This window comes from Haloferula rosea (assembly GCF_016595525.1).
In the GTDB taxonomy this organism is placed as follows: domain Bacteria; phylum Verrucomicrobiota; class Verrucomicrobiia; order Verrucomicrobiales; family Akkermansiaceae; genus Haloferula; species Haloferula rosea.
The window spans coordinates 285,913-301,848 of the sequence record NZ_JAENII010000005.1; the positions used below are offsets into that span (position 1 = coordinate 285,913).

At 61.7% G+C, this 15,936-nt stretch carries 12 protein-coding genes; 6 read left to right on the forward strand and 6 right to left on the reverse strand.

Translation table 11 applies throughout. The features are described from left to right. Positions 1–27: 27 nt before the first annotated feature. Entirely contained in the window at positions 28–1,404 is a 1,377-nt protein-coding gene (locus tag JIN81_RS09175; protein WP_200278636.1) for a sulfatase family protein, read from the reverse strand. A 120-nt stretch (positions 1,405–1,524) separates the two neighbouring features. On the opposite strand from JIN81_RS09175, the gene JIN81_RS09180 reads away from it, so the two are divergent. Beyond that, positions 1,525–1,803: a hypothetical protein gene (locus tag JIN81_RS09180; protein ID WP_234044611.1), complete on the forward strand. Its 279-nt coding sequence runs from the start codon at positions 1,525–1,527 to the stop codon at positions 1,801–1,803. Between the two features lie 475 nt (positions 1,804–2,278). Here the strand turns inward: JIN81_RS09180 and hisH are convergent, their stop codons facing one another. The 4 genes from hisH to JIN81_RS09200 form a co-directional block, all read right to left on the reverse strand. Next, positions 2,279–2,887, reverse strand: a complete 609-nt coding sequence (gene hisH / locus JIN81_RS09185) for an imidazole glycerol phosphate synthase subunit HisH (RefSeq protein WP_200278638.1) — start codon at positions 2,885–2,887, stop codon at positions 2,279–2,281. A 12-nt stretch (positions 2,888–2,899) separates the two neighbouring features. After that, positions 2,900–3,490 carry an imidazoleglycerol-phosphate dehydratase HisB gene (gene hisB, locus JIN81_RS09190; RefSeq protein ID WP_200278639.1) on the reverse strand — a complete coding sequence of 197 codons (591 nt, stop codon included), beginning with the start codon at positions 3,488–3,490 and terminating at the stop codon, positions 2,900–2,902. 66 nt (positions 3,491–3,556) lie between these two features. Beyond that, positions 3,557–4,597 (reverse strand): PTPDL family protein, encoded by a 1,041-nt coding sequence (locus JIN81_RS09195; protein WP_200278640.1) that lies wholly within the window; start codon positions 4,595–4,597, stop codon positions 3,557–3,559. A gap of 49 nt (positions 4,598–4,646) precedes the next feature. Next, positions 4,647–6,785 carry a DUF255 domain-containing protein gene (locus JIN81_RS09200; RefSeq protein WP_200278641.1) on the reverse strand — a complete coding sequence of 713 codons (2,139 nt, stop codon included), beginning with the start codon at positions 6,783–6,785 and terminating at the stop codon, positions 4,647–4,649. Positions 6,786–6,898: 113 nt separating this feature from the next. Here JIN81_RS09200 and JIN81_RS09205 point away from each other — a divergent pair, with 113 nt between their 5' ends. Then, entirely contained in the window at positions 6,899–7,663 is a 765-nt protein-coding gene (locus tag JIN81_RS09205) for a ParA family protein (protein WP_200278642.1), read from the forward strand. 4 nt (positions 7,664–7,667) lie between these two features. Next, a complete protein-coding gene (locus JIN81_RS09210) occupies positions 7,668–8,408 on the forward strand; it encodes a hypothetical protein (RefSeq protein ID WP_200278643.1) in 741 nt (246 codons plus the stop codon). Between the two features lie 10 nt (positions 8,409–8,418). Here JIN81_RS09210 and JIN81_RS09215 read toward each other — a convergent pair whose 3' ends face one another. Continuing rightward, positions 8,419–11,913 (reverse strand): ATP-binding cassette domain-containing protein, encoded by a 3,495-nt coding sequence (locus tag JIN81_RS09215; RefSeq protein ID WP_200278644.1) that lies wholly within the window; start codon positions 11,911–11,913, stop codon positions 8,419–8,421. A 163-nt stretch (positions 11,914–12,076) separates the two neighbouring features. Here JIN81_RS09215 and ftsH point away from each other — a divergent pair, with 163 nt between their 5' ends. From ftsH to JIN81_RS09230, 3 genes are all read left to right on the forward strand, one after another. Next, positions 12,077–14,437, forward strand: coding sequence for an ATP-dependent zinc metalloprotease FtsH (gene ftsH / locus JIN81_RS09220; protein ID WP_325100866.1), 2,361 nt, complete (start codon positions 12,077–12,079; stop codon positions 14,435–14,437). 262 nt (positions 14,438–14,699) lie between these two features. Next, entirely contained in the window at positions 14,700–15,233 is a 534-nt protein-coding gene (locus tag JIN81_RS09225) for a hypothetical protein (protein ID WP_234044612.1), read from the forward strand. A gap of 8 nt (positions 15,234–15,241) precedes the next feature. Then, positions 15,242–15,748 carry a hypothetical protein gene (locus JIN81_RS09230; RefSeq protein WP_234044613.1) on the forward strand — a complete coding sequence of 169 codons (507 nt, stop codon included), beginning with the start codon at positions 15,242–15,244 and terminating at the stop codon, positions 15,746–15,748. Positions 15,749–15,936 lie beyond the last annotated feature (188 nt).

The window sequence follows — 15,936 nt, forward strand, 5'->3', positions numbered from 1 at the left end:
ATCTCACGCATGGGTTGGAGGTATCGCTCAGCTCTTGCTCCATCGGGGCCGGGCGTTCCGGGTGATCTCGGCATCGAGTTCGGTCATGCGTGACTTCAGCGCCTCGACCTTTTCGGGGTGCTCCGGTGCGAGGTTCTTCGATTCACTGATGTCCTCGGTCAGATTGAAAAGTTCCACCTTTCCGTGCTTGGGGGCATTCTTCCTGGCGAGGGGAAGAAGGAGCTTCCAGTCACCCTGGCGCAGTCCCTTGAGCTCTCCACTAGAGGTGTAGTACAGCATCTCGGTACGCGGCGAAGGGGATTGCCCATGGAGGACCTTGCTGATGTCGTGGCCGTCGGTCTTCCGCTCGCCGGGGGTGGCGGAGCTCAGCGCGGCAATGGTGGGGAAGAGGTCCATGGTCGTGCAGAAGGCATCCGAGCTCGTCCCGGCCGGGATCCGACCGGGCCCCCAGACGACGCAGGGCACCCTCTGTCCTCCTTCGTAGGTCGTGCCCTTGCCTTCACGAAGGGGCAGGGCGCTTCCGCCGTGATTCTTGAAGCGAAGCCACGGGCCGTTGTCGGAGGTGAAGATGAGGTAGGTGTTCTTATCCAGGCCCAGCTTCTTCAAGGTGTCGGTGATCCGCCCGACTTCCGCGTCGATGTGCTCGATCACGCAGGTGTAGGCGTTCTTGGGATCGGGATCCCGCACATCGTCCGGGACGAAGAGAGGAATGTGTGGCATGCTGTGGGGCAGGTAGACCAGAAAGGGCTCGTCCCGGTGATCCTCGATGAACTTGACGGCGCGGTCGGTGTAGCGACGGGTGATGGTGCGCTGGTCGACCGGTAGCTCGACGATTTCGGTGCCCTCGATCAAGGGGGTGCCCCAAGCGGAGAAGGTCTCGCCCTGCTTGAGCCACGACTCGTCCTGCGGGATCTTCGGCTTTCCTTTGTTGGCGGGGTGCTTCATGTCGTTCGAGTAGGGGATGCCGAAGTATTCATCGAAGCCCTGGGAGGTTGGCAGGAGTTCCGGGGTATGGCCGAGGTGCCACTTGCCGAAGCAGGCCGTGGCATAGCCCTTCTGCTTCAGCAACTCGGCGATGGTCATTTCATCGGGGTGCAGTCCGTGCTTCTGGTTGGGGAAGATCACATGCTTGTGCATGCCGATGCGCTTCGGATAGCAGCCGGTCATCAGGGCGGCCCGCGACGGAGAGCACACCGACGAGGGTACGTGGAAATTGGTCATCTTCCGCCCTTCCGCAGCTAATTGGTCGATGTGGGGGGTCTTGATGGTCTTCGATCCGAAACATCCCAGGTCGTTGTAGCCTTGGTCATCGGTGAAGATGATCACGTAGTTCGGAAGGGTCTCAGCCTGAATCGAGAAATGGCAGGCGAGCAGCAGGAGGGTTGGGGCAAGACGGGAAAGCATATGCGTTGGGCATAACGTGTTGATCCGGCCGGAACTATCGGAATGGGACGCTGCTCCATGGGAAAAGTCAGCGAATCTTCCCATTGCTTCGCCGGGAAGTTGGGGCATCCTCTCGACCGGATGCCTGAAACGCTGGAAGCCGAAGTCATCGAGATCGATGGGAAAGCCCCGGAACCTGCCGAGAACCGCAGCAGTTCCGAGAGCTACTCGGAGCGTGCGCGTCAGATGGTCTTCCAGCTGGATCGGAGATGGTGGCCGCTTTGGCTCGTTCTTGGGGTGGTGGCAGTGGCGCTCCTTCTGACCGTCGGGGTGGTGGTCGGAGTGTTTTTCCTCATCGTCACCATGGTGAAGCGCATCCTCCTCGCCTTCGCATCCGCGCTTTCCGGTTCGCCTCGCTAGGCGTCGCCACAATCCGGCGGGTTCAGCACGCCTCGGGCAGTTTTCGTCCTTCCGCTCGCTGCGGGAATGGATGCTGATGTCCGCAAAATCGCCAACACGAAGGCGTTTTGCTCAAGTTATTCACAGCCCTGGGACGAGCGTGTGAAAAGAACTTGGGATGACGTGTTTGTTGGAATCGATCGATTCAAGCAAACGAAGGTTTTGCTTTCTGTCTCTGATCATCGTGAATCCCCGGATCCCAGCAATGCAGCCATTTCCAAGGGTTGCAGGTGAGTAAGCAGGCAAATGTGCAATGAAACGGACGTTTTAATTCTTGTCAGTGCCGGATTCCTGCAGGTTTGCCCCGAAGAGCGCTGAGCACGTAGGCCTACGTAGCGCAAGCGTTAGATTCGGATGGCAGTTGTCGCCAAGTTATTCACAGTCGGGCGCTTCCACCCGTCGCGTCTTTGCTTCTTCGTCGCACCAGACTGTTGTCTCAGGTGAGGAAGTTTTTCAGCAGTCGTAGTCCAGCTTGCTGACTTTTCTCAGGGTGGAACTGGGTTGCGACCAGATTTCCGCGGCGGATCGCGCTGGCGAAGCGGACGCCTTCGTATTCGGTTTCCGCGGCGATCACCTCCTTGTCAATCGGTGCGGGGAAGAAGGAGTGCACGAAGTAGAAGAACGGGGATTCGCCGATTCCGGCCCAGAGGGGATCGCTTGGTTCGGTGAGCTGGGCGGCATTCCAGCCCATGTGAGGGATCTTGCGTCCGTCGTCGGGGAATGTGCCGACGCTGCCCTTGAAGATGCCGAGTCCATCGATCCCCGGGCTTTCCTCGCCACGCTCGAACAAGAGCTGGTAGCCGACGCAGATGCCGAAGAACGGGCGGTCCTGCGCGATCCACTCGCGGATGGGGTCGACGAGGGAGCGCGCCTGGAGTTCCTCCATGCTGTCGCCAAAGGAGCCGACGCCGGGAAGAATCAGGTGGGTGAGGTCCGCGAAATCCTCTCCACGGGTCACGATGCGGGGTTCGATGCCGAGACTGTGCACCGCGTTTGCCACGCTGCGGAGGTTTCCGGCTCCGTAGTCGATGATGCCTGCTTTCATGGCCAGATCCGTTTACAGCGCTTCCTTGGTGCTGGGGATGCCGGAGACCCGGGGGTCGCTCTCGCAAGCGATGCGCAGAGCGCGGGCCAAGCCCTTGAAGATAGCTTCGGCGATGTGGTGACCATCGCGGCCATAGAGGAGTTCGACGTGGATGTTCGCACGCAGGTTCGAGGCCATCGCCCGGCAGAATTCCTCGACCAAGGTGAAGGGGAAGTTCGGGGCGGAGGGAGTGTTTTCCGGCGCCTTGAACTCCAGGTGCGGTCGGTTGCTCAGATCGACGACCACACGCACGAGGGTCTCGTCCATCGGCAGGTAGAACGAGCCATAGCGGTTGATGCCACGCTTGTCGCCGAGGGCTTCGCGCATGGCATCGCCGAGGACGATGCCGGTGTCTTCCACCGTGTGGTGGAAGTCGACTTCAAGATCTCCTTCGGCGGTGAGGTCCAGATCGATCAGGCTGTGACGCGAGAAGAGCGTCAGCATGTGGTCGAAGAATCCGATGCCAGTGGACACCTTGGAGGTGCCCTCGCCATCGAGATTGATGCTCAAATCAATCTTGGTTTCCGCGGTGGAGCGGCTGCGCGTGGAGGTGCGGCTCTGCATGAGGCGGCCATTGATGGTGCCAAGTGCCCGACTGTCAACGCAGGGGCGAGGAAAAGCGCGTCCAGCCTACTGGGGAACCTTGGCTTCGAGGCGGTCGAGATACTCCTTCGGAAGGCGGGCGGCACGGGCCTGGGTAATGGCGGCCTTGGCTTCTTCCTTGGTGGGGGAACCTTGCAGCACCGTCCATGCTTCTTCCCAGGCGTGGTCGCCATCGGGGAGGCTTGACGTGCTCAGTCCTTCGAGGCGTTTGATCTCACGCTCGAGCAGGCTCTTCATCTGCGTCATCGGCGCCTTGTGGTAGGGGTCGAGGCTCAGCCAGCGAATCTGCGCTTTCTTCTCGGCTTCGACGATGCGGAGATAGTCGTCGGACTTCTCCTGAATCATTTTCTCGGTGCGGGCGCGATCCTTGGTAGGGATGCGTTCGATGCCATCGGCGCGCTCTTTCGTGCGTTTGTCGAAGGTGGCGAGCTCGGACTCGATGGCGGCGAGCTGGGACTTCATCAGCTTGATGACGTATGGCTTGGTATCGATAAAGGCGCGGCTGGTGGGGAACTCCTTTTCGAAGTCGCTCCATGCTCTCAGTGCGGCGGTCCGGTTGCCGGCGTCACCCGCGGTGGTCACGGCGCTTGCGGCGATCTGGGCATCGAGGCTGAATGCTTTCTTGGCGCGTTCTTCCGCAGGGATCATCTTGCCGTTGAACTTCACTCCTCCCGCCTTCACCACCTTGGCCTCTTCCTCGAGCTCGGCGAGGATCTTGACGGCGTCCCTGGTGAGCTTGGACGAGGAATGGGCGCTGATGAATTCTTCGGTGTCCTCGATCCGGCGTTCATACTCTTCATAACCCAGCAGGTCCGGGGTGGGAGTGAGCTTCTCGATGGCTTCGAAGGCGACCTCATCCTTCTTCACTCCGACGATCTCGATGACGTCGGCCTTCGGGATCTTGCGCTGGTCACGGATCGACTTGGTGACCTGGACGAGGGCCACGTAGTGGTCACTCTCTTCACTGACGATGACTCCCTCGAGATCGGTGCCGTTGCGGAGGCGGATGGTGTCTGCGGGACAAAGCGCGATCAGCGCAGGGAAGAGTAGTGCTACTGCGGGTTTCATCGCCGCAAACCTAGCGAGGTTCCGAGCGGGTGGGCCAGCGGAAATCACTTCAATTTTGTCCCTCTACCAGCGCTTGCAATTGGTCGAGCGAAGTCACGGTTTGGCGGGAGCCATCGGCCATCCGGACTTCGATGGCATCTCCGGCGGTTTCGGAATCCCGTCTAACGTAGCACTCCAAGGGCAGTGTCGACACCCGTTCACGCATTTCGGCGGGGGCCTTGTTGCCGACGACGATGATGGCGTTCCCGGTTTCCAGGGCAAGGGCCCGCAAGACATCGGTGTGCACAATCGGGTAGCTCCGGAGGTCCGGCAGGGATTCGGCCCACGGCCTCAGGGCCGGGGGGATCTGGAAGCCGAGGGCACCCAAGCGCACGAGGTTGATGCGCAGCAAGCCGGAGGTCGACTCACCGAAGGTCATCATGCGATCCTCGAAGTTCAGGTCGACGACCCGTGAGGCTTCACGGGCTTCGACGAGGCGCTCCCCATCGATGATGAAATGCTCTCCGAGCAGCGTGCTCATGTCGCGGGCCCACTGATACCACTCGTCTTCCAGCGTGATCGCGCCGAGGTCCAGCGCGGCCTGGGTGGCCAGGGTGTAAGTGAAGGCCCTGCCGTCGCTCATCACCTCCGCGCTTTCTCCAGGGCGCTCGTTGAGAAAGCGGGTGCCCGCGAATGCGGTGCGGCACTTCTTGCCGAGCGCCAGAGCCCGATCGAGGTAGCTGCGGTCACCGGTGGCGGTGAAGAGGGCGCTGTAAGCCGACACCATGCGGAAGTTCGCGGAGGCCGATGGATTGCTGTCGGGGCGGGGTGGCGCCATGCGGCTGTCGCGGCCCTTGAGCAACTTCTTGCGGCCGGATTCGAAGAGGGTCGATGCTTCGTTCCGGCTGAGTCCCGCCCGTTCCGCGGCTTGGTTCAGGGGGCGCTGGATGCGGAGTGAGTTGAGTCGAAACAGCCGACCTGTTGGAGCGGCTTCGCTGGGGAGGTTGCCGAGCGAGCGGATGTCCGAAAGTTGCTTCCACAGGTTGAACTCGTTCTCGCTGAGGGTGGACTTGAGTTGTTCTTCCGTCCACAGCCACTCGAGGTCCGGCGCACTCGCTGGCTTGCCTGTTAGGCTGAACAATCCATCCTGGGTCCGGTAGTTCGCCTCGGCGAATCTGACGGCTTTGCGTGCGACCTCGAGGGCGCCGGGGTGGCCGGTGAGCGAGTGTATCCGCGCGAAGACCCGGGCGGCTCTTGCCTGGGTCGCGCAATTCCTATGGAACGATGGGAGGTTCCAGCTGTTGCCACGCCGGGAGGGGTAGATGCCGCCATCCAGCGGGTCGATCATGGCGCTGTTGAGAAGCTCGCCAAGAATGCCGTTCAGGGCTTCCTGAGATTTTTCCGTGGTGCTCTCCGGCAGGGCGTCGGAGGTGCTGGCCAGGGCCAGGGCGTCCAGCAGGCCGAATGGGAAGAGTCCGCCGGCGCCGGCAAGTGTCTGAATGTCTTCGTCGTAGAAGCTGTTGATCCGACGAATCCCGGTCTGAAAGGCGACGAGGCGATCCTCAGGTTCGTTGACCCGTGGATCGGGTTTGGGAAGGCGCGACTTCCGCAGCTGGATCTTGCTCGCGCTGTCGCTGAGGACATACTCCGGGTCGTTCCACAGCCGGCTGATCACATCGAGTGAGTTGTCGAAGAAGTCGAGGACGTCCTCCGGTGAGGAATACTGGAGGGGTTGCCAGGTGACCGGGGCTCCTTCGTGGGAGATCACGAGGAAGAAGGGGAACGAGACGGCCTGACCGGTCTCAGGGCTGAGGATGGAGGCGAGAAGGCTGGTCTCACGGCAGATGTCCAGGTCGACGAGGACGGGCACGAATTCATCGTTGAGTCGGCGGACGATCGAGGCGCGATCATCGATCACCCGCATTGCTTCGAAGCATCCGGGGTAGCGCGACGAGCCGATCACGGCAAAGATGAGTCGCTGCGAATCCTTGGCCCTGGTGAGGATGTCCGGATCCCACCGTTGCCAATGGACCGGCGATTGGTCGGCCGCGGCGAGGAAGGTCGAGGGAGCTCCGGGCAGTTGATTGTCCCCGAGGTCCTCGTGGATGATGGGCTCCGGTTTGGCCTCGGCCTTGGCGGATTGCTGTTCACACGACGGCAGGAGGATGCCGAGCGGGAGCAGGAGAAGGATGGGTCGAAACGGAAACATCGGGGGTGGCTTCAGGTTGGTCTGGACATGGGGCGGCTGTCCAGCATGCAGAAAAGGCTTTCTCCCCCCACAGTGGGAGCTAGGCTCACGCCAGATTTCCCCAGGGTAAGCACGTGATCAGTATTGCCGTTTCAAGTCAGAAGGGCGGGGTGGGAAAAACCACTGTCTCCATCAATTTGGCCCATGCCTTTGCGCGTGCTGGTCTGAAGACGCTGTTGGTCGATGCCGACCCCCAAGGGTCGGTCGGTCTGTCACTGACACGCCAGTCGCGCTTGCTTTCCGGCTTCTACGATTTCATTGCCGATCCGGCGATTCCGTTCGAGCGCCTGCTGGTTCCGACCCGGCTCGAAACCTTCTCGCTGGTCGCCAGCGGGCAGGCCGGTGACTACGAGGTCGGCGGTGCTCCGACGGGGGCAGGGCTGTCGCGTGTGCGTGCCTTCCTGCGGACGGTCGAGGCGCGCGGATTCGATGTTTGCCTGATCGACACGCCCGCGGGCTTGTTTGGTCTGACGGCTGACATCATTTGCTCGAGTCACGCGGTGCTGGTGCCGCAGCAGGCCGAGCCCTTGGGGATCCGTTCCGTGCCGAAGATGCTCGAGGGGCTGAATCGGCTGCGCGTGATTCACCCGAGCATGGTCGTGCTGGGAGTCGTGCTCACGATGGTCCAGCAGGACATGGAAGAGAGCCGCGAATCGGTCAGCGCGCTACGCAATCTGCTTCCTCCCGATCTGGTGCTCCGGACGCTGGTGCCACGGGATCCGCTTTTCGTGAAGGCAAGCGCCCGTGGCCTGCCGGTGGGCGTGATGGAAGAAGGTGCCGGCGCCCTTGCGGTGTTCGATGCCCTGCGCGCTGAGATTGAGGCGAAGATCGTGAATTGAGCCGATGGATCCGATCGAACCATGGATTGATGCGGATGCCGTGCGACGCCTGGCTCGTCAGTTGACGGCTCCGCCAGGCCAGGGGGTTCCCAATCAGACCGGAGATCCGGGCTTCGGTCCGGGTTTCGAAGGATTCATCGAGGGCAAGGAGCACCGACCCGAGCCGACTCCTGCTCCCGAGGCCCCGGCAGAGTCCCATCGCCCGATGCCGAAAGTGGAAGCGTCGCAAGCCGTGGGGCCGGAGCCGGCCCGCCAAGCTGAGTCCGCTGAAGCGTTCCACGCTCAGGCTGTGCCGGTCGTGACCCGTCACTCCGACGATGAACCCAAACCTTTCCTGATCAACCAGCCGGGCAAAGCCGCCCAGTCGCGCCCGCTGGAATCTTCCGGTGAACGGGGGCCACTGGTCGCCCGCATGGAGCGCTTCCGTCAGTGGCTGGCCGAGAAGGTGGATGCCCGGGGGATGTTCGTGCTCGATCGCGATGGCAACCCGGTCGTCGATGATCCCGTCTATGGGAAACTCCATTTCCTCGCCCGCAGTCTGGCCCAGGCCTACCGGCCCGCGGATGGCGGTGCGGGCAATGTCCACGTGAAGATTGGCTCGGATTCGTACCTTGCCGTCGTCCCGGTGCGCACGGACTTCGGCTCGCTGGTGCTGGGGACGGTCCTGCCGAAGCCCCTCGAGGCGGCCGCCGTCGATGCCATCGCCCGCGGACTCGAGCAGTCGCTGCGCCCGGAGCGTCGGTGAAATTAGCGGTCTAACTGGTCCGCCGGTTCTGGATGATCAGCGCCAGGCTGGTGATGGCCAGCGCGAGAATGCTGGTGCCACCCAGAGTGACCGCGGCCAGATAGACGGTCGGCACGTCCTGCGATCCCCACGGCTTTTTCAGGGCCAGGAAGATGTCGGTCCGGCGTCCCAGTTCCACGTTTCGGTAGTCATTGCGGAAGCTCTTCGCTTCCTCGACGAGGAGTTCGATGCGGCGATTGACGAAGTAGTCCGACAGCGGTTGGGCATCGGGGGAATCCGGTCGGATATCGAGCGACTCCAATTCCAAGCGGGTGCCGCCGCGAGCGATGGCGGTGAGACGCTCGGCAAGCAGGCGGGCCTCCTTCGGATTGGTGGCGTCAGCCCCGACCAGTGCCTGCAGAGCCGTCTTCATGATGTCGAACCGCTCGTTGGTGATCTCATCGAGCGGTGGCGGCATGGCCTTGATGGTGTCGACCCGGCGCTGGATACGGATGCGTTCGAGGTCGAAGGGATTGCGGGTCGCCTGCGTGACGACCATTCCCTCGTAAGCAAAACGGAGCGGCATGAGCCGGGCCGGAACCGGGACGCCGCCTCGTTCGCGCTCGATTCCCGCGTCCTCGAACAGGCCGCGGTTCATTTCGCGGAAGGGGACCAGCGCTCCGGCGAGGAGCATCTGCGGCACCAGCAGCAGGGGCACCGCGGTCAGCGCGGCACGCTCGGTGCGGACCAGCGCGGAGACGAGAAGCGCCAGCGCCGTCCCGCTGAAGGCCGTGAGGCTCATCCATTGCCACTGGTCGGCGAGGGTGCCGTGGATTTCGAGGATCCGGTGGCCGACCAAGGTGTAAATGAAGCACTGGACCATCGCCACCGCGGCGAGCGCGGCGAACTTGGCCGCCACGTAGAGGATCGGGCTGTGCCGGGTGTTGCGCTCGCGACGCAGCATCGGCCGGTCGCGGAGAATCTCGGTCGCCGAGTTGGTGAGCCCGAGGAACATCGCCACCGTGGCCGAAAGGAAGAGATAGGCGGGGATGTGGAGGGCGGTGGAAAACTCATACGCGCCCTCCGGAGACGACCGCAGGGTGATGGCGATCAGCGCGGCAAGCAGTGGGGCTTCGATCAGCGTGGCATACAGCGTGCCCCGGTTCCGGACCTTGGAAAGCAGCGACCGGAAGAGCTGCGTGTGGAACACGCGGATGCCTTCGCGCAGGCGGTGGCGACCGGAGTAGAAGCCACCGGACTTGCTGTCCGTTAGGTTGGGCAGCGACTCGATGCGGGACGGAGGTGCCGGCGCATCCAGCGAGTGGATCAGGACCCGACTTTCGAAGCGTTCCTGCCAGAAGTTCGGTGGGAAACGCCGCGCGCCGACCGGGTTCTGGCCGCCGCCGATCTGGGCCAGTGGGGTTTCGAGGATGTCGAAGACGAAGTCCGCGCCGAGCGGGCCGTTGGCATCGACCGCGGGGTGGGGGATGTCGTGTTCGTCCGCCGCCGCGCGGAAGTAATCGATCATCCCGCTCGGCGAGCCGAAGTAGGCAAGCCTTCCGCCGTTGTCCAGCAGCAGCACCTTGTCGCACAAACGTAGTACATTGGCCCCCGGACGGTGAAGCGATGCGATCACGATCTTGTCGCGCGCGAGCGAGCGTAGCGTTTCGGCCACGTGCTCGGAGTCCTTCGAGGAAAGCCCCGAGATGGGTTCGTCGAAAAGGAACAACTCGGCCGCGCTGCCGAGGTCGAGCCCGAGGTTGAGCCGGCTTCGCTCGCCGCCGCTGAGCGCCTTCTCGCCCGGGGCACCGACGCGCCGACGGCTCAAGCCCTGGAGCCCGAGTTCCGCGAGGATGCCGTCGGTCCGGCGTTCGATCTCGCTTCTCGACAGCGAGGCACGCCGGATCGTCGTCGCGTGCCTGAGGTGCTCACGCACCGTGAGTTGCGGGTTGAGCGCCTCCTCCTGCGGCATGCTGGCGACGAAAGGAATCAGCTCCTCGCGGTTGTTGTAGAGTGAGGCGTCATTGAATCGGATCTGACCCCGGGTCGGCTTGCGATGACCCGCGATGATCGCCATCAGCGTGCTCTTGCCACTGCCACTGGGGCCGATGATGCACATCATCTCGCCCCGCCGCACCTCGAAGCTGATGTTGTCCAGGGCCCGGGCATCCGGACCGAAATCATGGATCAGGTCCTGCACCCGCAGCGTTTCCAGCAGGTTCTTCTCCTCGTTGATGATCCCTTCGTTGAAGCGGCAGCGCAGCGCCTGCGTCTGCGACAGCCGGATCAGCGATCCTTCATGCAGTTCGGCGGACGTCCGCACCGGGAATCCATCGGCGAGGACCGGGCCCGCCGCTTCACGGATGAAGACGTCACCGCGACCGCGCTCGGGATCGAATCGGATTCGCAGCACCACCCTCGGTGCCATGCCCGGGCTGATCAGGAGGTCGCCGCGATCAAGGACCGCCGGATCATTCGAGATGCGGAAATCCCGCTGGTCGGCATTCAGCCGGAATCTACCACCCGCCTCCGCCGCCCGGCGCCGCAGCGCATCCAGCGAGGCTGAAAACCCACGTTCCCCCGACAGTCGGTCATGGTGGGCGCAGGTGCGTGGCTTCTTCGGCACCAGCGAGCCATGCCCCGAGATCACGGTCGCAGTCGGCTTCAGCGCCTCGACCTCGGCGCTGAGTCCGAACCGGATGCGCAGGGTGCTCTGGCGGCTGCGGCTTCGCTCGCTGATCCACCCCTCATCGGTCATCGCCAGAAAGATCGTCGAGTGATTCCCCGTCAACGCCACGTTGAGGAAAAAGATCAGGTCCTCACAGGTGAGCGTCCACCCCGGCACCACCAGTTGCTGACGTGCCCGCATGCGCAGGAACTGCCCCTGTTCCAGCGAGCGACCCCGCACCCAGAGCGGCATGTTGCCCGTATTGCGGACGAGGATGAGCCCGCCGGCCCGATACACCCGGAAGCCATGCTCGCTCGCCTCCTCGGGGAGCTGCACATCGGCATTCGGGTGACGGGCGAAGATGATGCGTTCGAAACCGACCGGGGAGCCAAGCGGCAGGCCGCCCATTTCGTCCAGGATCTGGTGGGCGTGGTCCGGTCGCCCCAGCCGCCGCATGAATACCTCGAAGGCCGAGCGACTGCGTTCCGTGCGCCCGACCGCATCCACCAGCGTGTAGAGCTGCAGGCCGACCGCCATCTTTTCCGGGTCATCGAGCAGCTCGCGCAGCTCGGCCGCCGTATTGGCCAGAGGTTGCGGGTTTCTCACCGCGCGCTGCACCCGGCGTGCCAGCCAGCTGTGGTCCGCCTCCGGGTAGGCGCTCCGCAGGAGGTCCAGGATCAGGTCCGCCTCGCCCGGATCCAGCTTGCCATCCAGGGTCGCGAATCCCGCGAAAGCATCCACCATCATCCCGAGCACGCGGTTGCTCGCGTAGGTCTTCGACCGCGGTCGCCACCAGCTTGAGCTGGGCCGGCGCGGTGCCTGCTCGGGTTCGGGAGAATCGCTGGACGCGGGTGGCATTCCCGGGATGCTCCCCGATGGACCGTCCCGGGGCAAGAGCCTCGGGCAAAAAATGGGGTTTCCTTTCCCCAAGCCGGAGCTAGCATCCCCGGCCTTTGCCCTCAGGCAAGATCAGTGCTAAGCTCCCGCGCGGCCTGAAAATGAGGGCCCTACACGTTTCATCATGTCCGAATCGCCCCAACAACGTCCTCCGCAGGGCCCTTCCGGCCAACGCGGCCCGAACGACGCCCCCGGTTTCAACTGGCGCCTCGCCATTTTCCTCGGCGCCGCCCTCATGATCCTGAGCCTGGCCTTCTTCAAGGACCTCGGCAGCGCCAAGATCGAGAAACTCAGCTACGAGGATTTCCGCCAAAAGTATGACCAAGGCCTCGTCGTTCTCAACAGCGACCAGCACCGCCTCAAGGTCGAGACCGCCGAAGCCAGCTCCGATGCCACCATCAGCGGCTTCATGCGCCCCGCTCCCAAGCTCGAGGGCGTGCCGACCGAGTCCCAGGCCTTCCAGTTCACCTTCGGTCGCCGCACCCCGCTGGAAATCGAAGTCCAGGAAGTCCTCGGCCAAGCCCTGCCCAAGCGCGTCCAGGTCGAAGATCTCGACACCGTCGAAGAAGATGCCACCAGCCGTGTCCTGACCCTCAAGGAACTGCGTCGCTACGCAGCCAGCGATTTCATCAAGGCCGACGACCCGACCACCCCGCTGACCCTCTACACCACCCCGTACGACGCCATGCTCGTCGGCCGTGCCGAGATCCCACGCATCGATACCCCGGCCGAGGAAGACGCCGCCCAGTTCACCCAGTTCGAGGTGAAGACCTCCATGTACTTGCAGGATGCCGAGCTGCGCAAGCTCCTCAAGGACGCCAATGCCAAGTACGTGCGCAACAGCGACATGGTCGGCAAGATCCTGCTGACCTTCCTGCCCGTCATCCTCATCGTCCTGCTGCTCTTCTTCCTCTTCCGTCAGCAGATGAAGTCCGCAGGCCGCGGCGCCATGTCCTTCGGCAAGAGCAAGGCCAAGATGCTCACCCGCGACCACAACAAGGTCACCTTCAAGGACGTCGCCGGCATCCAGGAAGCCAAGGAAGAACTCTGGGAGATCGTCGACTTCCTGCGCGACCCGCGAAAATTCCAGAAACTCGGAGGCTCCATCCCGAAAGGCGTCCTCATGGTCGGCGCACCCGGCACCGGCAAGACCCTTCTCGCCCGCGCCATCGCCGGTGAGGCCGACGTTCCCTTCTTCTCCATCTCCGGCTCCGACTTCGTCGAAATGTTCGTCGGTGTCGGTGCATCCCGCGTGCGCGACATGTTCGAGCAGGGCAAGAAACACGCACCCTGCCTGATCTTCATCGATGAGATCGATGCCGTCGGCCGCCACCGTGGCCATGGCATGGGCGGCGGGCACGACGAGCGCGAGCAGACGCTCAACCAGCTCCTCGTCGAAATGGACGGCTTCGATACCCAGGAAGGGATCATCATCATCGCCGCCACCAACCGCCCCGACGTGCTCGATCCCGCCCTCCTGCGTCCCGGCCGTTTCGACCGCCAGGTCACCGTGTCCCTGCCCGACGTCAAGGGACGCGAGCAGATCCTCGGAGTACACGTGAAGAAAATCAAACTCGCCCCCGGCACCGACCTCGCCGTCATCGCCCGCGGCACCCCCGGCTTCTCCGGTGCCGAACTCGCCAACCTCATCAACGAAGCCGCCCTGCTCGCCGCACGCAAGGGGCTGAGCGCCGTCACCATCGCCGAGATGGAGGAAGCCCGCGACAAGGTCCGCTGGGGCCGCGAACGCCGCAGCCTCGCCCTCAGCGAAGACGAGAAAAAGACCACCGCCTACCACGAAGCCGGCCACGCCATCCTGCTCGCCATCCTCGAGCACGTTGATCCGCTGCACAAGGTCACCATCATTCCACGCGGACCCTACCTCGGCGCCGCTTTCCACCTGCCGAAGGAAGACAAATACCACTTCCACAAACGTCAGGGCGTCGAACAACTCGTCGTCACCATGGGTGGCCGCGTCGCCGAAGAACTCATCTTCGGAGATGTCACCAGTGGTGCGTCCGGCGACATCCGCCAAGCCACCCACCTCGCCCGCCAGATGGTCTGCGAATGGGGCATGAGCGACGAACTCGGCATGGTCGAATACGGCGCCGGCGAAGGAGGAGAAGTCTTCCTCGCACGCGATATCTCCAAGCAGCGGAACTACTCCGAGGCCACCGCCCAGAAGATCGATGCCGAGATCAAGCGCGTCATCGACCGCGCCTACACCGAGGCCAAACGCATGCTTTCCGAGCGGCGCGAAACCCTCGAGAAGATCGCCGAGGCCCTCCTCGAATACGAGACCCTCGAAGGAAGCCACATCGACGACATCATCAAATATGGCGAAATGAAAAATCCGCCGAGCTCGCCCAAACCTCCGACCCTTCCCGACGAAGAGCCGAAGAAGAAGACCGAGCCCAAGGAAGAATCGACCGAGAAAGGCGACGATGGACCGCTTGCCGGAGACGTCGTCGGTGCGCCCGCCTAAGGCTACGTTTCATCCCCAATCCCTTCCAAACACGCCGGCATCCGCCGGCGTGTTTTGCTTGGTAGCACCAAGGAACTTCGCTATCCCTCAGGTCATGATCTCCACCTGCCTGTCATCGTTCTACGCCTACGATGCACCCGCCGCACGGCCGCGAAGGCAACACCGCCGACGCCCCGGCCAACGGGTCTCTTTTTGGCCATCTAGGGACCCCATCGGGGAGAGAGGCGGGGTGAACCTGTATGGTTTTGTAAACAACGACGGGGTGAATAGCTGGGATTTGCTTGGACTTGACCCCGATGACTGGGAAGGGACAGTTGATCTAGTTACTTGTATTGATTTTGAATATGAGCTAGGCATCGCTTACGAGTTGTTGGGGCGGACTCAAGTGAATCGTGACCTTGATGAAGCAAATAAGAAGCTATTGAAGCTTGCGGGGCATAAGCTTGCTGCAGAGCTCTATGATATCTTAAATAAGGCGCTTGAAGTTGGCGCGGATCTCGTGACGAGTCCTCCGGTACAGTATCAACTTGCTATCGTTGGTGGATTCGAGTGTGGATGCTGCTGTCAGGATTCTTATGGGAAAGAGGTTAAAGTCAAACCAGTTGAATGGGTGGAGGATATGATTTTGAAGCCTTATGACTTTGATCCGGATTTAGAAGTAAATGAAATCAATGATGGTTGGGGTGAGGTTAATCCTTTACCTACGGATGAGGAGCTGTATTCGGGTCTTAGTAAATATGGAGCGAGGCTGATCCTTAGAGAATGCCAACGCTGCAGAAAGCTGTGCGGGCAATGATTTATTCAATGAAAACCAGTCTATTTTTTGGCTTATTGTCGCTTCTAATGTGCACTAGCTCCTGCGACAAAAGAGCGCCAGTTGCAGGTGGCTCATCACTGGCCGTAATACCGAATGGAGTGAAAGAGGATCAGATAAACTTGTGGTATCGAACCTCAAGGGCTCTCAGAATCAAAATTGCCGAAGAAGGTGTTGAGGTTGATCCTGAAGTTGTAGAGATGATTAACTTCTCTATCATAGAGAACTATTTTCCGTTGTTTTTGTATCAACGAGATTATGAGAAGATCAATCAGACTCACCTAGACATGGCGAAATACGCTTATGCTTCGCTTCCGCCAGAGAGGCGTAATCAAATATTTCACATCAAAGATGATGATTCGTTCGATGCGCTGGTGGAAACGGAAGTGCTTTCCTCATTTGGTTTTCGGGGAAAAGAAATCAAAACGTTAGCTGATTTTAATATTGCTAGGACGGAGTATTTTAATGCGCTGAATAACTTGCCAGGCAAACAGTAGCGTCGTTGTAGAAGGACACACCTTTAGTAGTAAAAGGGGTCAGTAGTAAAAGGGGTCAGTAGTAAAAGGGGTCAGTAGTAAAAGTGAAAGGGGTCACTGCTGTCCAAAACAGCGGTGAGTCATGGGGGCGGTTTCTGATTTGAGGCGGTTTTGGGGTCGGCAGCGCGCGTTTTTCGGAATGGTGATCT